The following is a 24433-nucleotide window of genomic DNA, read 5'->3' on the forward strand; positions in this document are numbered from 1 at the left end:
TTGCATTATCCCCGGACAGCATTAATTGCCAGGCCGGAAATTATTTCCGGTACTCAGTTTTAATCTGGGCAATGGTATTTTTAAAGGTACCGGACAGATGCTCATCATCAATTTCGCTGATCTGGCGTTCCATATTGACGATAATACGGCCGGCATCCGCCTGACCCACCGCCTTCAGTAAATATGTTACCAGTGCTTTTAAGCAGGTCACTTCTGCAGCCAGTGTTTCAGTATCGTTTTCTGTTTTAAATGCGTTATTCATGGTTAACCTCAACCGTTATATTTATCAGTCCCGGATATATCAGCCGCAAAGAATACCAGATCTGCCCGTCACTGCTCTACCTTCTTTTTTATTTTCCCGTTATGCTGATAAACAGGGTGCGTTCATTATCCGCTGAAAAAGGCAAAATAATCAGATGAATATTATTGATATCAATGCCATAACCCGCGATTACCCGGCATTAAAAACACCGGGCCCGGAAGACAGTCATAAAGGCACATTCGGTACCCTCGGGATCACCGGCGGGGCTGCCGGAATGACCGGTGCGGTTATTCTGGCCGGATGTGCTGCCCTGAAAACCGGGTGCGGCAAAGTAATCCTGGGGTTTAATCAGCCGCAGTTGCCGGTGCCGTTTGTTGAGAATGCACCGGAGCTGATGCTGCGTACTGCCCGCGCCCTTGCGGATGATCCGGCGCTGACCGCACAGGTTACCGGTCCCGGACTGGGGCAGAGTACAGAGAGCCGCGTACTGGCGGAAGCGGCGTTTATGCAGACCGGCAAACCACAGGTGCTGGATGCGGATGCACTGAATATTCTGGCCGCCACGCCGGGTATCGCGCTGGATGATAACTGTGTGATAACCCCGCATCCGCAGGAAGCCGCCCGTCTGCTGCATACCACCGTGGCGGATATTCAGGCGGATCGCCCGGCGGCGGCGCTGGCGCTGGCAGCTCAGTATCACTGCTGGGCGGTGCTGAAAGGGCACCGCAGCCTGATTGCCTCACCGGACGGTGAGTTATGGTGTAATCACAGCGGTAACCGCGGGCTGGCCACTGCCGGCAGCGGGGATGTGCTATCCGGTATTATCGGTAGTCTGCTGGCACAACGGCTGCCGGTGCAGGAAGCGGTTTGTGGCGGAGTCTGGCTGCACGGCGCGGCGGCAGATGAATGTGTGGCCGCCGGTATCGGCCCTGCCGGATTAACTGCTCATGAAATTATTGATTATGTGCGGTTAATCCGTAACCGCCTGATAACAGAAATGCCGGGTAATAAGAGTTAACGGTATCAATCTCACAGATATTTTCCGCTCTGTTTAATATAGTGACAATATATCGCATGATTTATTCAAGGAGGCAGTATGTATAATACAATTTTGGTTCCTATCGATATTTCAGAAGAAGAACTGACCAGTAAAGCTGTCCGCCATGCACTCTATCTGGCGAAAGAAACAGGGGCTAAGCTGCATATTGTCCATGTCCTGCCGATCTCATCCGCGATTATTAATGCGTATGCGCTGGGTTATATGGAGATAAAAGATAAAGCGACCATTAAAGCGGAAGAAGATCTTCATATGCTGATGGATTCTATTGATCTGCCGCCGGAGCGACTCGCTTACACGATTACGTTCGGTTCGCCGCGTGATGAAATTATCCAGGCAGCGGAAGAGGTAAAAGCCGATATTATTGTTATCGGTTCCCGCCGTCCGAATATCTCCACCCATCTGCTGGGCTCGACCGCCGGTGGTGTTGTCCGTTATGCGCCGGTCTCGGTGATGGTTGTCCGCTGAGTTCTGCATATCGTTGATATTTTTCCGGTGACATACTGTGTCACCGGCTGTTTTACCTGCCTGTTTCTTCTGAAAAAACATGATGCCCGGCACAGCGGTTTCCGGTTTATTGCCTATACTTAACTCAAATACACATTGAACTGACAATGAGGGATGGTATGTATAAAACGATATTAGTTCCTATTGATGTGACAGAAGATGTACTGACGAGTAATGCCCTGAAACACGCGATTTATCTGGCGAAGATGTCACAGGCGAAACTGATGTTGTTTCACTCTGTACCGGATATTTCGAAATTCTCAATAAGCTATAACTACCACTATGAATTACTGAACTCATTTGCGGAAAAAGCCGTTGCCCGTTCAAAAGATGAGTTAAAAGCGATTGCCGAAAAAGTGGATTTACCGGCAGAGCAGGTCAGTTATTTTGTGGATTACGGCACGCCGAGAGATAAAGTGCTGGCAAAAGCAAAAGAGATCCATGCTGATTTGATTGTTGTCGGTTCGCGCCTGCCGGGTATTTCAACCCATCTGCTGGGGTCAACCGCCTCCGGGATTGTGGCACATGCGCAGGTTTCCGTACTGGTTGTCCGCTGAATATTAAGTATAACAATAAAAACCAAAAGGTCCGCAAACGCGGACCTTTTTCGTGAAAACAGAATTACTGTTTTGCCATCGATGCTTTGAATTCCTTCAGTGCATCAAGACCCTGCTGACACGCCATGTCCTGAGTCTCTTCCGGTACAGATTTAATCTGTGTTTTTGCGGTTTCCAGCTGCTGTTTCATGGCAGTGATCTGTGCAGTTGCATCAGCATCACCTTTGGCTTCCTGCTCTGCCAGTTTGACCATTTCGTCGATTTCAGTGAAATATTCATCACAGACTTTGCTGGCATTGGCAGCAAAAGCAGTAACAGAGAACAGGCATCCCAGGGTAATTAGTGTCAGCTTTTTCATTATAGACCTTATGTTGTAGGCAGGAACGGATATGAATAATTAATCAATATTCCCCGAAATATCATGGGATATATATAAGAATAAGATGAATCTCAGAATAATTACTTACTTTATGCATAAGAATAACACGGCCCGGCACCTGCGGGCAGATAATGCGCAATTTGTGCTGATGCAATTGAAACGCATTCTTATTTGTTGACAGGTTTCTGCCGGAATAATAATGTACCGACAAATACAAAAAATTACGGAGTTATTATGTCAGCAGTTAATTTTGTTCATATGGATACAGGCGCCTTCCCGGTAGTGATAATGCAGTCATTCCCGGAAAATATGGCACAAACAGAACAGTGGGTGAAAGAACTGGATGCGCTGCTGGATAAGCAGACCCCGTTCGCATTAATTTACCCGCCGAAAGACGGGCCGGAAAAGCCGGATACACAGGAAGATATGGATGCGCGTAAGTATGTCCGCCGCTGGCTGAAAACCGGAAAAGAGAAAATGGCTGCATATTGCAGTGTGATGATCCTGACCGCCAATCAGGAAACCGGTGATAAAGCGGAGCTGGCGAAATTCGCGCCTATGGCTGGTGCGGTCTACGGTGTGCCGGTGTTTGTTGCTGATGATATGGCAGCGGCACGGGCAAAGGCGGCAGAAGTGACCGCCTGAAGGCCGATGTTAATGGTAACCGCTGTTCATTGGGATGTTAATGTGTGGCGGAGGTAACAGGCCGTTATCTCCACAGATAACGGCAGCTGTTTTTCAATAAATTCCGCCGTTGGCTTCTTATGACGATGACCGAAAACCGGCAGATACAGGTCGGCTTTCAGCATTTCCAGAAAACGGGCGGCAACGGCCAGTAATGTTTCCTCTGATGCGGCGATACCGGGCAGTGCTTTCAGCCCGGCCGCCAGTTTTTGTGCGGTGCGCAGCGGGCCGGCGCGGTAAAATTGTTCACTGATTTGCGGGAAGCGCTGTGATTCCGCCAGAATCAGCTGATATAAACCGAGTGACTGCGGGTGAACAATGCTGTGCAGGTAACGTCTGCCGCTGGTATATAACAGTGTTTCCGCATCGGGTGCCGTTTCCGGTTCTTCCTCTTCATTATCCTCAAAAATCCCGCTGATAAGATGGTCTATGACGGCCAGAAACAATGCTTCTTTCCCGCCAAAAGAGGTATACAGCGTGGAACGTGACCCGCCGGATTGTTCAATTATCATATCCAGAGTCGTGCCTTCGTAACCATGAAGGATAAAAACATCCGCAGCGGCGGTGAGAATGGCATGACGGCGGCGCTGCCCTTTCGGGGTTAATGGTGACGGGGTGGATGACATAACAGATTCAGGCTCCTGTGGCAGTGATATGTCCTGATTTAACCACGCCGCGCCGGATTGCTCAATAGCCCGTTTCCCTGCCATACTGCAATTACGGCATAGTAAGACTATTTATTATCAAACTATTGATCAAACCCAGTGAGTTGTTAATACAAAGAATTAGAATAGCGGGAAAGTCGGACCATCAACGGTTAACGGTAAAATTATGGGACAGGGGAAAGAGATTACACAGGATATGCAGCGGACTATCACCCGCCTGTGTATCGAGTGCGGGCTGCTGCTGTTACAGCACGGTGCGGAAAGTATGCTGGTGGAGGAGCTGGCGGGACGGACAGGGAAGGCGCTCGGAGCTGACCAGGTGGATTGCGCCATCTCGGCGAATGCCATTGTGCTCACCACGATCATTAACGGGCATTGCCTGACATCCACCCGCAAGGTGGTCGATCGCGGTATTAATATGCATATCGTCACAGAAGTGCAGCATGTGGTGATCCTTGCGGAGCACGGTCATCTTGACTGCAAAGGGGTGCAGAAAAAATTCGCCCATATGAAACCGCTGCGCTATCCGCGCTGGGTGATGGTGCTGATGGTGGCGCTGTCCTGCGCCTGTTTCTGTAAGCTGAATAACGGCGGCTGGGACGGGGCGGTGATTACCTTTGCCGCCAGCGGTTGTGCGATGTATGTCCGTCAGGTTTTGACCGCACGGCATATGAACCCGCTGATTAACTTCTGTTTTACGGCGTTTGTTGCCACGATGGTGGCCGGAATGATGCTGAAAATTCCGCTGTTTTCGGCAACGTCCGGCATTGCTATGGCGGCGAGTGTGCTGCTGCTGGTGCCGGGTTTTCCGCTGATCAACGCGGTTGCGGACATGTTCAAAGGGCATGTTAACACCGGCCTTGCCCGCTGGGCGATGGCAAGCCTGCTCACCCTGGCAACCTGTATCGGTATTTTTACCGCGATCACACTCGGCAGCCTGAGGGACTGGATATGATGACGGTACTCTCTTTTCTGGCTGCACTGGCGCAGGATATGCTGCTGGCAGCTATTCCGGCGGCCGGGTTTGCTATGGTATTTAACGTGCCGAAACGGGCACTGAAATATTGCGCACTTTTGGGGGCGATAGGTCACGGCAGCCGGTTTATGCTGATTGCCGCCGGTTTTGACATCGTTGCCGCCACATTCTGGGCATCGGTGCTGGTGGGGATCATCGGTATTCAGTGGTCCCGCTGGTGGCTGGCGCACCCGAAAGTCTTTACCGTAGCGGCCATAATCCCGATGTTTCCGGGTATTAATGCCTATATGGCAATGCTGGCGGTGATCAAACTGTCACAGTCCGGTTTTACCCCGGAACTGCTGGAGATGCTGGTGAGCAATTTCCTGCGGGCGGGCTTTGTGGTCGGCGCGTTGTCTATCGGGCTGTCTGTTCCCGGTTTGTGGCTGTACCGCAAGCGTCCGCGCGTTTAGCTGATGCGGGTCAGATTCAGGATAATGTCCATGACCGGTTTATCGGTCACACTAATCTGAATCTGCACCCGGTTGCGGCTTTCCTGCACACGGACATCAACCTCATCGTCATCATAGGCACAGGCGGTGCCGACTATTTCTTCTATCATCTCATCGACCAGCGGATGCATGATTATTCTCCGGATTTATGATTAATGTCAGCAGAGTATAAAGTTTCAGATTTAAATCATTCTGTAAAAAAACGCCCGGAAATTGCCTTATCCGGCGGATTGACTGATTAATAAAAAATCTGAGGCGATAATTCCCGCGCGGCGTGGCATAATTGCCACCCCTGGTATTCTGTTGGTTTATGATTTATATGCGTATTTTTCAATCATTTCGTGTTTCATTATTTTTGTTGTGTGTTATTACGCCTGCGGTATTTGCGGCTGCGCCGGAACGGTTTGATGAGGCCAAAATAGTGGCCCGTGAAAAAATTTATTACGATCAGAACCGTAACCCACAGGGGGAAGGGACACTGTATTGCGGCTGTCAGTGGGAGTGGGCCGGAAAATCCGGCGGCCGGGTTGATCTGAACAGCTGCGGTTACCGGGTACGGTCACAGCTGACCCGCGCAGAGCGGATTGAGTGGGAGCATATTGTTCCTGCCTGGGTGTTCGGGCATCAGCGCCAGTGCTGGCAGAACGGCGGGCGCAAAAACTGTGTCAGTGAGGACCCGGTCTTCCGTGCAATGGAAGCTGATCTCCACAACCTGGCGCCGTCTGTCGGCGAAGTCAACGGGGATCGCAGTAATTTTCGTTACGGGATCGCACGCGGCGCCGGTTCACAGAGCTACGGGCAGTGCACCAGCCGGGTGGATTTTAAGCAGCGGGTTTTCGAGCCGCGCGATGAAGTCAAAGGCGAGGTGGCACGGGTCTGGTTCTATATGCATGACCGCTACGATCTGGCAATGTCAGAACAGCAGCAAAAATTACTGATGGTGTGGGACAGCGAATTTCCGCCATCCGCCGCCGAGCGGGAGCGGGATCGCCGTATCCGTGCGGTTACCGGGCAGTCAAACCCGTTTGTGACCGGTGAACGCCGCTGGGAGCCGGGGCATATCAACAGTGCCGATGGTATTTTTACCCGCCTGCCATCCGCGCCGGTGACACCGGTAAACGTACCGCCGAAAGCAGAAAAGAAAGCAACGGATCAGCGTATCCGCGGTAACCGCAACAGTAAGATTTACCATTTTCCGGATTGCCCGGGCTATAACCGGATCAGCAGTAAAAATGTTGAAATGTTCTCTGATGCCGCCTCTGCACAGGCCGCAGGGTACAGCATGGCGAAGAACTGCAAAGCACGCTGATGTGCGGCGGATAACAGAAATGTGGCAAAAATGTTAAATATCCGCCGATTTTAATTGCTGAAAAGAAAGTATTGTCATTATACTGTCACAAAGTCAGTTTAGTGTTCGCTTTAGTTTGTCATCTGAGGATAACGAATGCGACATACAGACGAACGACAGTACCGGCCGGTGATAAATACCCTGAACAACAGGGCGGATTTATCACCGGCTTTTTTTTATCTGAATGTTCACTCATGGCTTGAAGGGAGCCGCCGGTTGCCAACTCACTGTTTCAGTTATTCCGTCATCAGAAATCAACAGGATTAAGATTATGGGCAGACAAAAAGCGGTAGTCAGAGCACGCAAAGAGGCAAAACGAATGAGCCGGAAAGAGTCGCGCAGGGCACGTTTTAATGATGATAATGTGGCGGTTTTTATCCCGGCGGGCGGGGTGGAAGCTATCGGCATGGCGCGGGAAAAACGCGACAACAGTGCTGTTTTACCGCGAAATGATGCACAGGATAAATACATCAGGGCGATAGCCCATAAACAACTGATTATTGCCAACGGCGAGGCCGGGTGCGGCAAAACCTTTATCAGTACCGCACTGGCAGCAGATGCACTGATCAATAAGGAAATCGAGCGGATTATTGTCACCCGTCCGGTATTACAGGCGGAAGAGGATCTGGGGTTTCTGCCCGGGGATATCAGTGAAAAATTCGCGCCGTATTTCCGGCCGGTGTATGACGTTCTGGTGAAACGGATGGGGGCTTCATTTTTACAGTATTGTCTGCGTCCGGAGATCGGTAAGGTGGAAATTGCGCCGTTTGCCTATATGCGCGGGCGAACCTTTGAGAATGCGGTGGTGATCCTCGATGAGGCGCAAAACGTGACTGTCACACAAATGAAAATGTTTCTGACCAGGATGGGGGAAAATGTGACAGTGATTGTCAACGGTGATGTCAGCCAGTGTGATTTACCGGGCAATGTCCCGTCCGGGCTGGATGATGTACTGCGTCGTTTCCGGGATGACGATATGGTGTCAGTGGTGTCCTTCACACAGGATGACTGTGTGCGTTCATCACTCTGTCTGCGGGCACTACAGGCCTATAACTGATCACAGCAGCGGCTGCGGCAGACACTGCCGCAGCCTGTTTATTCTCAGTCGTCAGCATCCATCACATCATGGCGCAGGCGGTGATAACCTTCCTCATCGTAACCGAAACGCCAGTACGGGATCGCATACATCTGACTGTGTTCCCCGTTCAGCTCACGGCGCACATAGCGGCGCAGATCCCTGACCATCGCATCCTCTCCGGCAATCCAGAACGTACACTCTGTCACATCGGCGACCGGCCAGCTTTTAAACAGTGCGGTGACCTCAGTGGTTTTCTCTGTGCCGCCGGTCACCCAGTGCAGGGTGATACCCGCGGGTTTGTTCAGCACCTGCTGATCATCCGCGTGATCGATGCGGATAACCACATTGCCCTGAGCTTCTGCAGGCATTTTTTCCAGCAGCGCGGCAACAGCGGGAAGTGCTGTTAAATCGGCGGCCATATAGTAGTGTTTTGCCACCGGCAGCAGCGGATCCGGCCCGCCGGGATTAGTAATACCGATATAATCTCCCGGTTTGGCATTTCTGGCGAAATCCACCGCCGGACCGGCATCATTATGCATAGCGAATTCTATATCGATTTCTTTCAGCTCAGGGCGGATCGCACGCACGGTATAGGTACGGGCGATCGGACGCGGCTTGTCTTCCGGCCAGACAGGTCCTTTATCGGACAGCACCGGCAGAGCAGGCGGGTTCGGCGCATCTTTGGCAATAAACAGCTTCAGGTGACCACCTTCGCAATCTGCCGGATAGGTATCCAGCGAATCTGCCGTAAAGGTGATGCGGCGCAGATTGGGGGTAACGTCGGTAAAGGATTTCACCTGAATCAGACGCGGGGGTGCAGGGCGGTAGATATTTTTTTCCCGGCTCATGCGCAATTCTCCGTTCTATTGTTATTAGTTTCGTTATATCTATTTCGCGGAGTGTATCAGGAATTCAGAAGAATGGTAATCATTATCAATAAAATTATTTAAAAAAGCACACCGTATGGGGGTACGGTGTGCCGGGCAATGCAGCTGCTTACACAGTGCATGATGTACTGATGAGGTACTTACTGATGAGACATGACGACTATCTTACTTTCATTCCCGCCGCCGTCATTAATAAGCGGAAAAGTGATGAGACAGCAAACAGTGCCAGAACACTGCCTGCCCAGATAGCGACCATCCAGGCGGCTTTTTTCCACCAGGGGGCCGCTGCGGCAGGCTCAGTGGTAGCCCTGGTCATGGGTGATTTTTCCTCTGAAGACATAATAACTCCACCAGGTATATACCAGGATGACCGGTATGATGAATAAAGCGCCAACCAGCATAAAGCTCAGACTTTCGCCGGGGGCGGCGGCCATTTTGTAGTTAATCACCGGCGGAATAATCATCGGCCAGATACTGATACCGAGTCCGGTGAAGCCCAGAAAAACCAGACCGAGCGCTGCAAAAAACGGCGTATAGTGCAGATGACGGCTGACACTGTGGAACAGCGCAACGGCACAAACAAGCACCAGCAGCGGTACCGGCAGGAAGAACAGAATATTCGGGAAGCTGAACCAGCGTGCCGCAATGGCGTCATGCGCCAGCGGGGTCCACAGGCTGATCACGGCCAGCACCGCCAGCATCACCAGGGTCAGAGGTTTCAGTACCTTATACATTTGCTGTTGTAAATGACCTTCCGTTTTCATCACCAGCCAGCCGCAGCCGAGCAGGGCATAGGCGATCACCAGACCGAAACCGCAGAACAGCGGGAACGGCGCCAGCCAGTCAAAGGCACCGCCGGTAAAGGCGCGGTTTGCAACCGGAAAACCTTCAATTACGCTGCCAACGACCACGCCCTGCACAAAAGTGGCGATAACTGAGCTGATCAGAAACGCGCGATCCCAGAAATAACGGTGATGTTCATCCGCTTTAAAGCGGAACTCAAAAGCCACGCCACGGAAGATTAACGCGACCAGCATCAGTGTCAGCGGAATGGCGAGCGCATCCAGAATCACGGCATAGGCGAGCGGGAAAGCGCCGAACAACGCGGCTCCGCCCAGCACCAGCCAGGTTTCGTTACCGTCCCAGACCGGGGCAACACTGTTCATCATCAAATCGCGGTCAGCATTGCTTTTCACGAAGGGATAGAGGATGCCGATACCGAGGTCAAATCCGTCCATTACGATATACATCAACGTACTGAATATAATAATGACGAACCAAATCAGGGGTAAATCAATGCCCATGAGACACCTCCGGCGCGATACCTTTGCGGATCAGTTTCATCATATAGATGTAGCCGATACCAAACACAGAACCATAAACAATAAAGAAGATCAGCAGGCTGATGCTCATATGCATCTCACCGTGTGCTGAAACGGCATCTGTCGTGCGCTGTAATCCGTAAACCACCCACGGCTGGCGGCCGATTTCAGTCACAAACCAGCCCGCGAGAATCGCGATAAGCCCGGACGGTGCCATCCATAACATAAAGCGCTGGAAAGGCCGGGAATCATATAAACGCCCCCGGTAACGCAGCCACAGGCTCAGTGCGGCAGCCAGCAGCATCAGCATGCCGAGGCCGACCATCACGCGGAATGACCAGAACACGGCGAACACGTTGTCCGGTCTGTCTTCCGGCGGGAACTCGGTCAGTGCGGGCACCTGTTTATCAAGGCTGTGTGTCAGGATCAGGCTGGCCAGCCCGGGAATTTCCACGGCATAGCGGGTTTTTTCCTGTGCATTATCCGGAATACCAAACAGGATCAGCGGTGTGGCCTCCCCGGGTTTGTTCTCCCAGTGACCTTCCATTGCCGCTACCTTAACCGGCTGATGTTTCAGTGTGTTCAGCCCGTGCGCATCACCAATCAGTGCCTGGAGCGGTGCGAGAACCACAATCAGCCACAATGACATGGAAAACATCTTTTTCATGGCACCGGATTTGTTGCCGCGCAACAGGTGCCAGGCGGCAGAAGCAGCGATAAAGAAGGCGGATGCCAGAAATGCGGCGGTTGTCATGTGCAGCAGGCGGTACGGGAAGGACGGATTGAAAATCACCGCGAACCAGTCCACCGGTACCACAACACCGTTGATCACCTCATGCCCCTGAGGGGTCTGCATCCAGCTGTTGGAAGCCAGGATCCAGAAGGTGGACATCAGTGTGCCGAGCGCAACCATGCAGGTGGCGAAATAGTGCAGTTTTTCACCGACACGGTTCCAGCCGAACAGCATCACGCCGAGGAAACCGGCTTCCAGGAAGAAAGCAGTCAGTACTTCATAAGTGAGCAGCGGACCGGTGATTGATCCCGCAAACTCAGAAAAGAAACTCCAGTTGGTACCGAACTGATAGGCCATCACCAGACCGGAAACCACACCCATGCCGAAGTTCACGGCAAAGATGGCTGACCAGAAATGAAAGAGCTTTTTGTAATCCTCATTGCGGGTTTTCAGCCACATCCCTTCAAGCACCGCCAGGAATGACGCCAGGCCGATGGTGATTGCAGGGAAAATGATATGAAACGACACAGTGAAGGCGAACTGAATTCGCGCAAGCTCAAGGGCACTTAACCCAAACATTGTGACCTCTCGTTGTTATAGCTATGTAAATGATAATTACGCAGATGAAATGTGTGGCACAGTACACCATGAGTTGCTAAAGTATAATAGTGACAATTAGTCATGAAATGTCCATAACAGTTTTACGGAGAGCGCTCCATGACACGCTACGAACAGTTAGCAGAGCAGATAAAACAGCAGATCGAAGATGATATCTGGCAGGTTGGTGACCGGCTGCCGTCATTGCGGGAAAGTGCCAGACAGTCGGGACTGAGCCTGATGACTGTCGTACAGTCGTATCAGTTACTGGAGAGCCAGGGATGGGTGGTGGCCCGTCCGCAGTCCGGGTATTTTGTCGCCAAACGCGCCCCGGCGTTTGCCCAGGCCAAGGGCGGTCTGGGTATGCACCTGAGTGAAAATGTGGAGATCAACGCTTCGCTGTTTGATGTGCTCCAGGCCTGCAAAGATCCGGCCATTATTCCGTTCGGGTCGGCATTTCCCGATCCTTCGCTGCTGGTACAACCGAAGCTCTCCAAAGCGCTGGGTGCCGTGGCCCGCCGCATCGCACCGCAGAGCGCGGTGGTCAATATGCCGCCCGGCAATGAAAAACTGCGGCGTAATATCTCCCGCCGCTATGCCGCACAGGGGATCCATGTCTCACCGGATGATATTGTCATCACCGCCGGAGCAATGGAATCCCTGTCACTGAGCCTGCAGGCGGTCACGGAACCGGGGGACTGGGTGGTGATTGAATCCCCGGCATTTTACGGCGCATTGCAGGCAATTGAACGTCTGCGCCTGAAAGCGGTGGCGATCAAAACCGATCCGCAGACCGGGATTGACCTTGATGCGCTGGAAGAAGTCGCCGGGCGCTATGATATCAAAGCCTGCTGGCTGATGACGCACTTCCAGAACCCGCTCGGCGGCACCATGCCGCCGGAAAATAAGCGGCGGCTGGTGGAGATCCTGACGCGGCATGAAATCGCGCTGATAGAGGATGATGTCTACAGTGAGCTCTGGTTTGGCAGCAATGCGCCGCAACCGGCGAAAAGCCTGGATAAAGATAACAATTTCTTCCACTGCTCCTCGTTTTCCAAATGTCTGGCGCCGGGCTTCCGCGTCGGCTGGGTGGCGGCCGGAAAGCATGCCCGTAAAGTGCAGCAGTTACAGATGATGAGTACCGTATCCGCCAGTATGCCGACACAGCAGGCGATTGCGGAATATCTCGGTCAGGGCGGTTATGATGCGCATCTGAAAAAACTGCGTCAGCAGCTGGAGCAGCGCCAGCACCGGATGCTGTATGCCATCAGCGAATATTTCCCGTCAGATGTGAAGGTCAACTGTCCGCAGGGCGGCTATTTCCTCTGGCTGGAATTTGAACCACCGTTTGATGCCGTCAAACTGTACCGTATGGCACTCAATGAGCAGATCAGCATCGCGCCCGGCTCGATGTTTTCCACCAGTGACCAGTTTAATCACGCTTTCCGCCTGAACTGCTCATTTGAATGGAATGAGCGGCTGGATAACGCGATGAAAGTGCTGGGTCAGCTGTGTCATGTGCTGAAGAAAACACAAGGGTGATACAAATTTGTCATGGCGCAGATATAAAAAAGGGCACTTTTCAGTGCCCTTTTTGCTGATTGCGCTGACTTTCCGCAGATTAACTGAATGCCAGGCTCATTGCAGCGGTGGCCAGTAATCCCCCGGCAACGCCTTCACCGATACGGCGGCGTTTGTCGTTATATTCCCCTTTGCTCATCTGGCCGAAAATCAGTGCCACACCGCTGTAAACAATGGCACAGCTGGCGATATACACACCGGATAACAGCAGGGACTGCATTGCGACACTCTCACTGCCGGAAATGAAGTTCGGCAGGATAGCAAAGTAGACCAGCAGGCCTTTCGGGTTCAGGAAGCTGGTAAAAAAGCCTTTGGTGATAACTGATTTGGCTGCCGGCTGCATCGGCGGCATTTCGCTCTTGTGCATGGCGGACATCACCATACGGAAAGCCAGATACGCAATATAGGCCACGCCGAACCAGCGCATGCCGTTAAACAGAACCGGGGATGCCACCACAACGGCTGCCAGCCCGAATGCCGCCAGAATGGAGTGCATACCGTAACCCAGCAGCACACCCATGTTGGCTTTCAGCGCTGCGCGGGAACCGCTGGCGAGACCTTGTGATGAAACGAATAAAATATCGGGTCCGGGAGCAAATACAATGGGTAACACGGTTGCGCCAAACACCATCAATGTATTTATGACCATACGACACCCCAAGTTCAAAAAATATATGGATAATTCACAATTTATTGAATATTAAGAATTTAATTCAATACTGTGACGTCCTGATTTGTTATGTAAATTATACGGGGCTTCGCGGGAAATTAGGTTGTTAAATTGACCCGAAAAAACTATTCTTAGCAATATTATTGCGCGGAAACTGTCAGGTGGTGATTTAAATGTCAATTGAACTGGATAAGATGGATCGGCGGATCCTGGACCAGCTGCAACGTAACGGCAGAATGCAGAATGTGGAGCTGGCACGTGAAGTGGGGCTCTCTCCGTCACCCTGCCTGAGACGGGTACGGCGGCTGGAGGAAACGGGCGTTATCAGGCGCTATGCGGCGATTCTGGACGGCAGCAAGATAGGCGCGGGGCTGATGCTCTATGCCCGTATCTGGTTTAAAGGGCAGGACGCACAGACTATCAATGATTTTGTCGCGGCCATTAATGAAATGCCGGAGATAGTGGAGTGTCATCTGATGGCCGGTGAATGCGATGCGATGATCCGTATTGTGACCAAAGACCTGACCTCATACCGTCGGTTTCATGCCGATCATCTGACACAAATTCCAAGTATTCAAAGTGTTAAGACGGAAGTTCCGATGGAAACCCTGAAGGTGACACACGCGTTACCCTTGTAAAATGTGAGGGTTATCACGAAACGCAACAGAATTGTGCACTCATGCAGGTTATAAGCAACAGGATTGCGCGGTGATTTTGTGATGATGGTCAAATCAGAGGCAAAGAAAAAGGCGCGTTAAAAAACGCGCCTCTGCAGATAAAACCAGAATATTATACTTCCGACATCAGTTGCCGGTAACGCTGATCATCATGATACATCTGATGGAATACGCGGTATTTGGCATCATAAAACTGTTTGATGCTCTCAGTCTGCGGTGTCACGGTTTTGCTGATCCGACTCATGGCCTGCATCGCTTCCGGAATCGAGGCATAGAAGCCCGCAGCTACCGAGCCGAGCATGGCCGAACCCAGCAGAACCGCTTCGCTCTCTTCCGGCAGCAGCATGGCGCATCCGGTGGCATTAGCGTGTTCCTGAATAAAGATCGGGTTCTTGGTGCCGCCGCCGCAACCCATGATGGTATCAATGGCATATCCGGCTTTATTCATCTCTTCAATGATATGACGGGTACCCAGCGCAATCGCCTGGATGGTCGCCAGATAAATCAGCGCGAGATCATCAAGAGTTTGGGTCATACGCAGACCGGTCAATACACCGCGCAGATTCGGGTTTGCACGCGGCGAGCGGTTGCCGTGGAAATAAGGCAGCACATGGATATGCCGTGTCAGCAGGGCGATATCCTCTTTTGAACCCGCCAGTGCCAGCAGACGGTCGTTGAGGAGCTGATACACCGTCTGCTGGTTTTGTTCAGCCAGTTTTTTCGCATCACTGTACTGCGGGTGCGATGTGATCATATGGTCGATCAGCGCGCCGGTTGCGGATTGTCCGCCTTCATTGAGCCAGTAACCCGGAATCATGGCGCTGTAATAGGCACCCCAGATCCCGTCGATAAAGCGGGCATTTTTGGATACCGCCATATGACAGGACGAGGTACCACCGATCAGCGCCAGCCGGGTGTTGAAATCCGGTTGTGCGCCGGTGGCATCCGCAGCACCCAGCACGCCGATCCCGCCGGCGTGTGCATCAATAATCGAGGTGGCAACCGGGGTGCCCGGAATCAGCCCTAAATCTGCCGCTGCATTCGGGGTCAGGCCGTTACCGACCGGTTCACCCATCGGGCGGATTTCGCGGCCGATAATCTGCGCATCGTTTTCCAGCAGATCTTCCAGGCCAATCTGGCGGAAGAAATGGGTATCCCAGCGATCTTCATGGCCGAGATAGGTCCATTTACACACGGTGGAGCAGAGTGACCGGCTGTTGGTATAAGTCGCTTTCCAGGTCAGAAAATCCGGCAGATCAAAGAAATAGCCCGCTTTCGCCCAGGTGGTCGGCATGTTTTGCTTCAGCCATAACAGTTTCGGCGTTTCCATCTCCGGCGAGATGCGGTTGCCGACATACGCCAGCACCGGATGTTTGGTGTCATTGATCCGCTGCGCCTGGCTGATAGCCCGGTGATCCATCCACATAATAATGTTCTGCTCGCTGCGGCCGGTCGGGCTGACCGTCAGCGGCTGACCCTGTTTATCCAGTACCACCAGGGAGCAGGTGGCATCAAAACCGAGGCCTTTGACCTGAATCGGGTCGATACGTGCCTGTGCCACCGCATCTTTTACCGCGAGGCACACACTGCGCCAGATATCATCGGAGGATTGTTCAACATAATCCGCCTGTGGTTTGAACTGACGGATATCCCGCTTCGCTTCGCCTTTTTTGCGTCCGGCAGCATCAAAAACCCCGGCCCGGGCGCTGCCGCTCCCGACATCCACACCAATAAAATAGACACTCATAATCCGCTCCCTTATGACCGGGCTTTCTGCAATGCAATAAATAAGATAAGAATACCGCCCCACAGCGCCATGATGAGGTAACTGCTGACACCCAGCAGGTTCAGGCCGCTTTCCAGCATCTGTAAGACAAACAGAGCCAGCACAATGCCGATAATGCGTCCGAAACCGCCGTCCGGGTTCACACCGCCGAGCACAGAGGCGAGAATAGCGATCAGCAGGTAAGATTCTCCGTATCCTGCTTTGGCGGAGTTAAACTTAGCCATCATAATAATCGCGGCCACCCAGCACAGAACAGATGAAATCACATACACCGCCATAATGGTTTTCTGTGTATTCAGGCCGGAAAAGCGCGTTGCTTTTTCATTAGAACCCATCAGATAAACGGTACGGCCGAGCGGCGTGTATTCCAGCAATCCCCACAGCAGGAACGCAAACAGCAGGAACAGGATCAGCGGCATCGGAATACCGAGAAGGGTACCGTTGCCCAGCCACAGCAGTGACGGCGGGAAGCCGGAGATCACGGTACCGCCGGAAATCAGCACATTCAGGCCGTTGATTAAGGTCATCATCCCGAGGGTAGCGAGGATCGGAGACACTCCGACAAACGCAATCAGAAAACCGTTGATCAGCCCGATAATCACGGCGGTGACCAGTCCGGCCAGCAGGGCAGGCAGTAACATGGCGCCATCACCCGGGCTCATGGCCATCACACTCGCCATCACCAGCCCGCAGGCATTGGTGGTGGCGATAATGGACAGGTTGATCCCGCCGGTCAGCATACAGACAGACATTGCCAGCGCCAGCATACCGAGCAGCGGCATCTGGGACGTCATTGACTGGAAGTTGGAAACAGAGAAAAACGCGCCTGCATTAAACATCCCCTGCAACAGCAGGATTGCGGCCATGATCACCAGCAGGTAAATAATGTTGCGGTCACTCCGCAGATTCAGCATTGACATCATGACAGATGACCTCCCGCAGCGGCACGGCGTTTTTCGTTATACGCGGTGAAACTGATACTGATAACAATGATAAGCCCGGTCAGTACGGTGTGCCAGTAAGACGGTACACCGGCCAGGGTCAGGCCGTTTTTGACAATTGCCAGCAGGGCAACCCCGAGGATCACCCCGGTAAGGGAGCCTTTGCCGCCGGTCATACTGACACCACCTAATACCACGGCTGCCAGCACCGTCAGTTCAAAGCCCATCAGGGCATTCGGTGCAACAGACTGGGTGATCTGCGTCTGCACCACAGAAGCAATCCCCGCCAGCGCGCCCATATAGCCGTAAACAAACAGCATCACGCCGAGAATACTGATACCGACACGCTTCGCGGCATCCGCATTACCGCCGACCGCATAAATCTGACGGCCGATACGGGTTTTGCTCATCAGAAAACCGGTGAAAATAATCACGGTAATCAGGGTCAGGATCGGCAGGGACAGGCCGTAGTCATAACCGTCGCTGCCGGTAAATGACATCACCTCAACCCCATCCATAAACCACTCCGGGAAACCGTACAGCCATTCGCCGTTGGTGAAATAGATCAGCAGGCCGAAAAAGATGTTCAGGGTGGAAATGGTGATAATAATAGACGGCACTTTCAGGCGGTAAATCAGCAGGGCGTTGATCAGCCCCAGCAGTAAACCAACAACCGCCGCGATAGCAAAGGCGATAAAGAAGTTACCACCCTGTGACAGCACATAAGTAGCCATCACATACTGCGCGGTGGCCGCCGTGGCCGGGAAGGAGATATCAATCCCGCCGGAGACCAGCACCACAAACAGACCACAGGCCATAATCGCCAGAATGGCGGTGCTGGTGGTCATATCAAACACATTGCCCAATGTCATAAAATCTTCATTGGTGATGCTGAGAAACACACTGAGCAGCACAATTAATACTGCCAGCCAGAACTCATGATGTGCAAACAGATGACGACATGACTTAAGCATTAACCGCCTCCGTGATTGCCTGCTCCGTTGTGGTTAACGGATTGAACTCATGGGTAAAACGACCTTCTTTCATCACAATGACCCGATGACTGTTATAGAATACTTCAGGAATTTCATCACTGATCATTAAAATCGCCATGCCTTCGGCGGCCAGCATTCTGATGATCTGATAAATACTCTCTTTATTGGCGACATCCACGCCGACTGTCGGGGAATCGAGGATCAGAATATCCGGTTTCGCCGCAATCCATTTGGCGATAGCAATACGCTGGGCATTCCCGCCGGATAGGCTGGTAACCGGCAGTGCCGGGTCGGACACTTTTATCTGCAGTGCCTCAATCAGCTTACTGACCAGGTCATGCGCCCGGGTATGGTCGAGCAGCCCGCCTTTGCGGGTCAGACGCGGCAGCACCACCGAGGTGGTGTTGTCGTGAATGGATTGCGCCATCACCAGCCCGGTGCTCATGCGGTCTTCCGACACATAGCCGATGCCGTGGTTAATCGCATCCCGGTTGGAGTTCAGCTTAACCGGTGAACCGTTGATCAGCAGGGTGCCGCTGTCCGGTTTCGTCATGCCGAACAGTGACAGACACAACTCTGTGCGCCCGGAACCGAGCAGCCCGGTAATGCTGACCACTTCACCGGCATGCAGCTTCAGGTCAATATCATAAAATTGATGTTGTTTTGTCAGTTTCTCTGCGCTGAGACGTAAGAGTCCCCCGGTGTTGTACGCAGAAAGCGGTGTGAACTCGAAACGCTGACCGGTCATAAGATACGCCAGCTCATCACTGTTCATCTTATCCGCATCATACGTTCCGATCAGTTTCCCGTCGCGGATCACGGAGATCCGGTCGGAAATTTCCATCACTTCATCCAGCTTATGGCTGACAAACACCACGGTGACGCCGTTGGCTTTCAGATCAGCGACCACGCGGATCAGCTGATTGACTTCACTGCGCGTCAGTGAGGCTGTCGGTTCATCCATAATCACCAGCCGGGCATCATTTGCCATCGCGCGGCAGATAGCGACCAGCTGACATTCAGCAATGGAAAGTTGTTCAACACGTTTATGCAGGGGCAGGGACAAGCCAATACGGCTGATAATTTCCTGCGCCTGTTTCATCTGGCGGCGGCGGTTGGCCAGCCCTTTGTACCACTTAACATGTTCCTGAATCACAATGTTTTCAGCAACAGTCAGGTTAGGAAAGAGCGAGAGATCCTGGTAAATCACCTGGATACCCTGCTCAATAGATTGCTGCGGGGTTAACCTGTTGTAGCTCTGCCCGTTAATAATAATTTCTGCGCCCTTTTCCGGCGGATGGACCCCGGAGATCACCTTGAATAAGGTACTTTTGCCGCAGCCATTCTTGCCGGCGAGACAATGAACCTCACCCCGGTTAAACGTCAGATTTATATTATCGAGTGCAATGACGGAGCCGAAGTGTTTGGAAACCTGTTTTAAGGTAATCAGTGCGTCTTTTGACATATACCAGCCCATGACAGGGCAGCACGGATGCTGCCCTTTTTAACAAAAAATAAAGAAGGATCAGAAACCGAGCGAGGTGGCGTTATTGCTGTCAACTTCCAGGATTTTATTGAATTTAATCACCTGTTTCTGAGTATCGATTTCAGCTTTACCCAGATCTTTGACTTCCACACCGTCGGTCACTTTTTTGCCGTCCAGCATATCTTTGGAGACAGACACCAGCGCGTAACCCGCATCAGCCGGGTTCCACAGGAAACCTTTCTTGATTTCGCCGCCTTTCAGATACGGTGCAGCCTGTGCAGGCATCAGGATACCCGCGGTGCTGATTTTGTTTTTCGCACGTTTTTTCTTGATGGCCTCACCGGCACCAATCAGGCCCAGTGAACCGTAAGAAACAATCCCTTTCATTTCAGGATGGGCTTTCATCAGGTCATTGGTCGCCGCGAAAGAGGCATCAATGCTTTCCGCAACCGGCATACGGCTGGTCACTTCAAACATTTCCGGATAGGTTTTCTTCTGATACTCAACCGCCAGGTTTGCCCAGTTGTTGTGCAGAGGAACTGTCAGGGAGCCGACATAAATCACATAGCCGCCTTTGCCGCCCATGTTTTTCGCCAGTTCATCCATGGTTGCTTTGGCATAAGCATCGTTATCGATAGTTTCGATATCCCAGTCAGCGTTATGGCCGTCCGGTGCTTCGTGAGTCAGCACAATAATTCCCTGTTCGCGGGCTTTCTTAAAGACCGGCTCAAGAACAGTTACGTCATTCGGCACCACGGTGATAGCATCGACTTTCTTGGCAATCAGGTCTTCAATGATTTTTACCTGCTGAGCCGGATCCGGCGTGGAAGGACCGACCTGATACGCATTTACGCCCAGATCTTTTGCCGCCTGCTGAACCCCTTTATCCATCTGGTTAAACCACGGAATCCCGGAGACTTTGACGACGTTGACGATTTCGTATTCTTTTGCCATGACGCTGGCGGAAAAGAGTGCAACAGATAATGCCGCAACTTTAAAAAATGATTTCTTCATCGGTAATAACCCTTTTTATATGGATACAGAGAGTGTTGCAGGGAGACCAAATAGAAGCCTGACTATAGGAGCAGGGATGATAAAAGGGGGAGGAAGAACTAAAAAATGTGATCTATGCCCATTATTGATATAGATGTGTTGTTAATTTGATGCAAAACTGTTTCAATTGATATTCGGTGTAATTAAATTACATGAAACTATATCAATGAAACAAAAAATTAACAAAATAACCTATAAATAAAAACAATTAGTGCATTTTATTATTGCCATGCGGAAAGTATTTTTATTGACATTTGTAAAAATACTTATGACTTACGATAAAATCGCGCTGAACCGATTGTTTTCAATGTAACGACTGATATCGTTTCATTTTAATGTGATTTTAATCACAAAATAAAATCAGCAGGTGATGTTAACTCTGAAATAAAACAACGCAAACAACAGATATGATTTACTTATTATTTGATTTTACTGTAATTTTAGCTGGCGGTTATTGAAACGTATCACAGAATAAAACTGAACTCCTGTGGTTTCACAATCGTCCGGAATGTGATGTGAACTACGGCCAGTTACGCCAGAAACTGACCGATAACAGCACCAGCAGGGTATATATCTCCAGGCGGCCTAATAACATGGCAAAACAGAGCAGGTATTTTGCCGCCGGAGAGATCTCCCCGAACCCGGGTGCTGTTAACCCGAATCCCAGCCCCATATTATTAATACAGGCGGCGACACTGGCAAATGAGGTCATTAAATCGTACCCCATCAGATTAAGACACCAGATAAAAAAGCAGGTACAAATAACATAAAGGAAGAAAAAGCTCAGGACGGAATTAATCAGCCGGTGCTGCACAACGGTATCACCGACTTTGATTAGGGTTTGGGCTTTCGGGTGGATCAGGGAATAGACCTCCCGCCAGCTCTGTTTGGAAAGAATTAAAAACCGGACCGCTTTTATTCCGCCGCAGGTGGAACCGACACAACCCCCGAAAAAACTGGCAAATAATAAGAGAACAATAATATGAGACGGCCACTGTGCATAATCACCGGTGGCAAGACCGTTATCCGTCAGCATGGAGCTGGTGAGGAAAAAAGCATGGACAAAGGATTCTTCGGCAGACGAATACATATTTGCCCGCCACACTTCAAAAAAGACCAGCCCGATAATCAATGCCGCCACGGCAAAATAGAAACGCAATTCCGTATTACTGAATAAGGGCTTCAGGCTGCGTTTTGCCAGCGCCACAAAATAAAGGGTAAAGTTGACGGCGGATAATAATGAAAAAGCCCCCGCCACTAATTCAATCGCGGAGCTGTTAAAATAGCCGATACTTTCGCTGTAAGTGGAAAACCCGCCTAGAGAGACGGTCGACAGCCCGTGGCATAAGGCATCAAACCATGTCATTCCGGCCAGTTTAAAAGCAACCGTGCAGCAAAATCCCAGTAATAAATAGGTGAACCACAAATTGCGGGCGGAGCTGGCTAAGCGGGGTGTTAATTTCTCATCTTTAAACGGCCCCGGCATTTCGGACTGATATAAACGCATTCCCCCGATACCCAGCAGCGGAAATATCGCCACTGCCAGGACAATAACCCCCAGACCGCCGATAAAGTTAAGCTGGGCGCGGTAATATAAAACGGAGCGGGGCAAATCGGTGACATTGTGAAATACCGAGGCGCCGGTGGTGGTAATACCGGAAACACCTTCAAATAAGGCATCTTCAAAAGCCATATTCAGATGATCATCCAGCCAGAACGGCATGGCGCTGATAACAGAAAATAACAGCCAGAATACCGCAATAACCAGAAAGCCATCCCGTGTCTGCAATTGCAGGCCGGTGGTTTTACTGCGGTACCAGCACACTAACCCGGCCGGAAAGAAAATCAGGAAACTACCGGCAAACGCGAAAAAACTCTGCTCCTGCGCAATAAGCGCAACCAGCATCGGTAATAATAATGTCAGGCTGTAAATCACTATCAGAAAACTGCTCAGATGGATAATGACTCGGGAACGGGTTGATATCACAGGATGACCACCGGATTTTCTAAAATAAACAGCAGATAATACGAAATAGCTGATAGTGAACTGATTGCCGCTGATTGTAAATTGTTTTCAGCTGAACAGCGCAGCAGGATCAAAAAAGGCTGCAACCGGCAGCAGCCTTCTGTCAGTATAACGGCACAAAAAAGCCATATTACATCGTTTCGTCAGCCCACACCCGCTGATAATCCGGACCGTCCGTCCGCCAGATTTCACGGACATTTTCACCGGCATACTTCAGATAATCATTTTCAGCGGAAAATTGCGCAGTCAGCGCTGTTTCACATTCCGTGGTGATCCTGCGCGGAGCATCAATAACGGATGATGCCACGGAATCTTCCTGCAAACGGACTTTCAGTTTTTTTAATCCGTGCTGCACATGGAACAGAAACAGATAGTTATGCGGCATTCTCAGCTCCGGATTTTTTATTGGCAAGCCGGGTATAAATAATACCGACGGCGATGGTCAGTACCAGGCCAATAATAACAACCAGTTTGCCGTTTTCAGTCACACCGGCAGGGCTTGATGCATAGGAAAAATTATGCGCAAAGGCCGCGCCGGTCAGCATTCCCAGTACACTGACAGCCGCATCGGTATTACCCTGTCCGGCATTGGCTAATTGCCGCAGCGGGCAGCCGGTAATAAAGACACCACATAATCCGACCAGTGACATGGAGAGGAAATTCCACAGCCCGTCATTATGGGCAATCGGCTGATTATCAAACCCGATATTGATTTTTCCGGTGAGCATATTACCGGCAATAACAACCAGCAGCAGGGCGAGAACGCCGATTGCCATCGTGTAATTGCGGGACAGGAAGATATTTTTAGCCATACCGATAAAACAGAAACGGGTACGCTGAATAATCACCCCGATAATAAGCCCGGCTGTTATTGCCATCCAGACCGGAGCATGAGCGGCCCCCGGTCCTTTGACACTGGATTTGAAAATGGAACTGTCAATAATAAACAGCACAAATAAGACCAGACACACCGCCGGTAATATTAAGCCTTCAGCGGCAGACTGCTGATAATTACGTGGTAATGAAAATCCTTTCTTAATAAACAGACTACCGATACCAATACCGGCGACCAGGCCGAATAACCCGACAACCGCATTTAAATCACCGGCACCAATCCGCAGGATCATCCGCAGCGGACATCCTAAAAAAACCAGACAACCGGCCATCATCAGAAAACCGAGTGTAAAGCGGATCACCGGTGCAGAACCGGCCTTGGACTGAAACTCTTTAAAAATAACCGCAGCCCCGAATGAACCGAGAATAAAACCAAAAATTTCAGGACGAAGATACTGAACGGTTTCGGTATTATGCAATCCCATACTGCCTGCACTATCCCGGATAAAACAAGCGACACAAACACCCATATTTGGCGGGTTTCCGTATATACCAAGGATTACAGCACTGATCCCTATAATAATACCGGAAATGATGATAATTATTTTTGTTGCGGACATTATATGACTCCGTTATGGAGATGTTATCTCCTGACTAATAGAACCTATTAAGTACAGGGTCAATGTACCGCAGTGAAAAATAATATCTTTTACCCGGGTCAAAGATTTTGAAAGCAATGACCGGGGAAAGAGCAGGTGAAGAACAGAAATACATTTTGCAGGCAGCCACCATCACTCTATAATCCGTACATATTAACCATTTATTCCGTTTCCGGGAGTCT

Annotated in this window: 27 protein-coding genes; 10 read left to right on the plus strand and 17 right to left on the minus strand. The window is 51.1% G+C overall.

The features are described 5' to 3' along the window. Positions 1 to 40 precede the first annotated feature (40 nt). The gene (locus ACSBQN_RS05115; RefSeq protein ID WP_004237362.1) at positions 41 to 262 is read right to left on the minus strand and encodes a DUF2594 family protein; all 222 of its coding nucleotides are present in this window, start codon (positions 260 to 262) and stop codon (positions 41 to 43) included. A 154-nt stretch (positions 263 to 416) separates the two neighbouring features. On the opposite strand from ACSBQN_RS05115, the gene ACSBQN_RS05120 reads away from it, so the two are divergent. From ACSBQN_RS05120 to ACSBQN_RS05130, 3 genes are all read left to right on the plus strand, one after another. Then, positions 417 to 1280: an NAD(P)H-hydrate dehydratase gene (locus ACSBQN_RS05120; protein ID WP_024472929.1), complete on the plus strand. Its 864-nt coding sequence runs from the start codon at positions 417 to 419 to the stop codon at positions 1278 to 1280. A 78-nt stretch (positions 1281 to 1358) separates the two neighbouring features. After that, the gene (locus ACSBQN_RS05125; RefSeq protein ID WP_004239509.1) at positions 1359 to 1787 is read left to right on the plus strand and encodes a universal stress protein; all 429 of its coding nucleotides are present in this window, start codon (positions 1359 to 1361) and stop codon (positions 1785 to 1787) included. Positions 1788 to 1945: 158 nt separating this feature from the next. After that, positions 1946 to 2383 carry a universal stress protein gene (locus ACSBQN_RS05130; protein ID WP_024472930.1) on the plus strand — a complete coding sequence of 146 codons (438 nt, stop codon included), beginning with the start codon at positions 1946 to 1948 and terminating at the stop codon, positions 2381 to 2383. A gap of 64 nt (positions 2384 to 2447) precedes the next feature. On the opposite strand, the gene ACSBQN_RS05135 is transcribed toward ACSBQN_RS05130, so the two are convergent. After that, positions 2448 to 2741: a DUF5339 domain-containing protein gene (locus ACSBQN_RS05135; protein WP_004237358.1), complete on the minus strand. Its 294-nt coding sequence runs from the start codon at positions 2739 to 2741 to the stop codon at positions 2448 to 2450. A gap of 255 nt (positions 2742 to 2996) precedes the next feature. On the opposite strand from ACSBQN_RS05135, the gene ACSBQN_RS05140 reads away from it, so the two are divergent. Next, positions 2997 to 3407 carry a hypothetical protein gene (locus ACSBQN_RS05140; protein ID WP_024472931.1) on the plus strand — a complete coding sequence of 137 codons (411 nt, stop codon included), beginning with the start codon at positions 2997 to 2999 and terminating at the stop codon, positions 3405 to 3407. Between the two features lie 26 nt (positions 3408 to 3433). On the opposite strand, the gene ACSBQN_RS05145 is transcribed toward ACSBQN_RS05140, so the two are convergent. Then, positions 3434 to 4156 carry a TetR/AcrR family transcriptional regulator gene (locus tag ACSBQN_RS05145; RefSeq protein WP_250211515.1) on the minus strand — a complete coding sequence of 241 codons (723 nt, stop codon included), beginning with the start codon at positions 4154 to 4156 and terminating at the stop codon, positions 3434 to 3436. 121 nt (positions 4157 to 4277) lie between these two features. Between ACSBQN_RS05145 and ACSBQN_RS05150 the strand changes: the two genes are divergently transcribed. Both ACSBQN_RS05150 and ACSBQN_RS05155 read left to right on the plus strand, forming a co-directional pair. Beyond that, positions 4278 to 5066 carry a threonine/serine ThrE exporter family protein gene (locus ACSBQN_RS05150; protein ID WP_024472933.1) on the plus strand — a complete coding sequence of 263 codons (789 nt, stop codon included), beginning with the start codon at positions 4278 to 4280 and terminating at the stop codon, positions 5064 to 5066. After that, a complete protein-coding gene (locus tag ACSBQN_RS05155; RefSeq protein ID WP_024472934.1) occupies positions 5066 to 5539 on the plus strand; it encodes a threonine/serine exporter in 474 nt (157 codons plus the stop codon). Before ACSBQN_RS05150 ends, ACSBQN_RS05155 begins: the two co-directional genes overlap by 1 nt. On the opposite strand, the gene ACSBQN_RS05160 is transcribed toward ACSBQN_RS05155, so the two are convergent. Then, positions 5536 to 5709, minus strand: a complete 174-nt coding sequence (locus ACSBQN_RS05160) for a hypothetical protein (RefSeq protein ID WP_172973050.1) — start codon at positions 5707 to 5709, stop codon at positions 5536 to 5538. The genes ACSBQN_RS05155 and ACSBQN_RS05160 overlap by 4 nt on opposite strands. Before the next feature lie 179 nt (positions 5710 to 5888). Between ACSBQN_RS05160 and ACSBQN_RS05165 the strand changes: the two genes are divergently transcribed. Together ACSBQN_RS05165 and phoH are read left to right on the plus strand one after the other, a co-directional pair. Beyond that, positions 5889 to 6887, plus strand: a complete 999-nt coding sequence (locus ACSBQN_RS05165) for an endonuclease (RefSeq protein ID WP_152696389.1) — start codon at positions 5889 to 5891, stop codon at positions 6885 to 6887. A 310-nt stretch (positions 6888 to 7197) separates the two neighbouring features. After that, positions 7198 to 7983, plus strand: a complete 786-nt coding sequence (gene phoH, locus ACSBQN_RS05170; RefSeq protein ID WP_024472936.1) for a phosphate starvation-inducible protein PhoH — start codon at positions 7198 to 7200, stop codon at positions 7981 to 7983. A 44-nt stretch (positions 7984 to 8027) separates the two neighbouring features. Here the strand turns inward: phoH and ACSBQN_RS05175 are convergent, their stop codons facing one another. The 4 genes from ACSBQN_RS05175 to ACSBQN_RS05190 all read right to left on the minus strand — a co-directional run bounded on the left by ACSBQN_RS05175 (position 8028) and on the right by ACSBQN_RS05190 (position 11525). Next, positions 8028 to 8852: a siderophore-interacting protein gene (locus ACSBQN_RS05175; RefSeq protein WP_024472937.1), complete on the minus strand. Its 825-nt coding sequence runs from the start codon at positions 8850 to 8852 to the stop codon at positions 8028 to 8030. Positions 8853 to 9051: 199 nt separating this feature from the next. Then, positions 9052 to 9207, minus strand: coding sequence for a DUF2474 domain-containing protein (locus ACSBQN_RS05180; protein ID WP_072015089.1), 156 nt, complete (start codon positions 9205 to 9207; stop codon positions 9052 to 9054). Beyond that, a complete protein-coding gene (gene cydB, locus ACSBQN_RS05185) occupies positions 9188 to 10195 on the minus strand; it encodes a cytochrome d ubiquinol oxidase subunit II (RefSeq protein WP_354632804.1) in 1008 nt (335 codons plus the stop codon). The genes ACSBQN_RS05180 and cydB overlap by 20 nt, the downstream gene beginning before the upstream one ends. Beyond that, positions 10185 to 11525, minus strand: coding sequence for a cytochrome ubiquinol oxidase subunit I (locus ACSBQN_RS05190; RefSeq protein ID WP_004239494.1), 1341 nt, complete (start codon positions 11523 to 11525; stop codon positions 10185 to 10187). The genes cydB and ACSBQN_RS05190 overlap by 11 nt, the downstream gene beginning before the upstream one ends. Before the next feature lie 138 nt (positions 11526 to 11663). Here ACSBQN_RS05190 and ACSBQN_RS05195 point away from each other — a divergent pair, with 138 nt between their 5' ends. Then, positions 11664 to 13085: a PLP-dependent aminotransferase family protein gene (locus tag ACSBQN_RS05195; RefSeq protein WP_201893151.1), complete on the plus strand. Its 1422-nt coding sequence runs from the start codon at positions 11664 to 11666 to the stop codon at positions 13083 to 13085. Between the two features lie 79 nt (positions 13086 to 13164). Here the strand turns inward: ACSBQN_RS05195 and ACSBQN_RS05200 are convergent, their stop codons facing one another. Further along, complete coding sequence (locus tag ACSBQN_RS05200) at positions 13165 to 13773, minus strand: LysE family translocator (RefSeq protein ID WP_004237344.1); 609 nt, start codon at positions 13771 to 13773, stop codon at positions 13165 to 13167. Between the two features lie 194 nt (positions 13774 to 13967). Between ACSBQN_RS05200 and ACSBQN_RS05205 the strand changes: the two genes are divergently transcribed. Continuing rightward, the gene (locus ACSBQN_RS05205; RefSeq protein WP_004237343.1) at positions 13968 to 14432 is read left to right on the plus strand and encodes an Lrp/AsnC family transcriptional regulator; all 465 of its coding nucleotides are present in this window, start codon (positions 13968 to 13970) and stop codon (positions 14430 to 14432) included. 151 nt (positions 14433 to 14583) lie between these two features. On the opposite strand, the gene ACSBQN_RS05210 is transcribed toward ACSBQN_RS05205, so the two are convergent. The 8 genes from ACSBQN_RS05210 to yedE form a co-directional block, all read right to left on the minus strand. Next, positions 14584 to 16218: an FGGY-family carbohydrate kinase gene (locus tag ACSBQN_RS05210; protein WP_036407830.1), complete on the minus strand. Its 1635-nt coding sequence runs from the start codon at positions 16216 to 16218 to the stop codon at positions 14584 to 14586. A gap of 11 nt (positions 16219 to 16229) precedes the next feature. Next, positions 16230 to 17177 carry an ABC transporter permease gene (locus ACSBQN_RS05215; protein ID WP_197708807.1) on the minus strand — a complete coding sequence of 316 codons (948 nt, stop codon included), beginning with the start codon at positions 17175 to 17177 and terminating at the stop codon, positions 16230 to 16232. After that, complete coding sequence (locus tag ACSBQN_RS05220) at positions 17177 to 18172, minus strand: ABC transporter permease (RefSeq protein ID WP_024472941.1); 996 nt, start codon at positions 18170 to 18172, stop codon at positions 17177 to 17179. The genes ACSBQN_RS05215 and ACSBQN_RS05220 overlap by 1 nt, the downstream gene beginning before the upstream one ends. Beyond that, positions 18165 to 19658, minus strand: a complete 1494-nt coding sequence (locus ACSBQN_RS05225) for a sugar ABC transporter ATP-binding protein (RefSeq protein ID WP_036407931.1) — start codon at positions 19656 to 19658, stop codon at positions 18165 to 18167. Before ACSBQN_RS05225 ends, ACSBQN_RS05220 begins: the two co-directional genes overlap by 8 nt. Before the next feature lie 60 nt (positions 19659 to 19718). Then, complete coding sequence (locus tag ACSBQN_RS05230) at positions 19719 to 20693, minus strand: substrate-binding domain-containing protein (RefSeq protein ID WP_062771709.1); 975 nt, start codon at positions 20691 to 20693, stop codon at positions 19719 to 19721. 559 nt (positions 20694 to 21252) lie between these two features. Continuing rightward, the gene (locus ACSBQN_RS05235) at positions 21253 to 22719 is read right to left on the minus strand and encodes a TrkH family potassium uptake protein (RefSeq protein ID WP_024472944.1); all 1467 of its coding nucleotides are present in this window, start codon (positions 22717 to 22719) and stop codon (positions 21253 to 21255) included. A gap of 169 nt (positions 22720 to 22888) precedes the next feature. Continuing rightward, the gene (locus ACSBQN_RS05240) at positions 22889 to 23143 is read right to left on the minus strand and encodes a hypothetical protein (RefSeq protein ID WP_036407835.1); all 255 of its coding nucleotides are present in this window, start codon (positions 23141 to 23143) and stop codon (positions 22889 to 22891) included. After that, positions 23133 to 24212 carry a YedE family putative selenium transporter gene (gene yedE, locus ACSBQN_RS05245; protein ID WP_024472946.1) on the minus strand — a complete coding sequence of 360 codons (1080 nt, stop codon included), beginning with the start codon at positions 24210 to 24212 and terminating at the stop codon, positions 23133 to 23135. Before yedE ends, ACSBQN_RS05240 begins: the two co-directional genes overlap by 11 nt. Between the last annotated feature and the right edge of the window lie 221 nt (positions 24213 to 24433).

Origin of the sequence: Morganella sp. B601 (assembly GCF_051172335.1) — a bacterium.
GTDB classification, from domain to species: domain Bacteria; phylum Pseudomonadota; class Gammaproteobacteria; order Enterobacterales; family Enterobacteriaceae; genus Morganella; species Morganella morganii.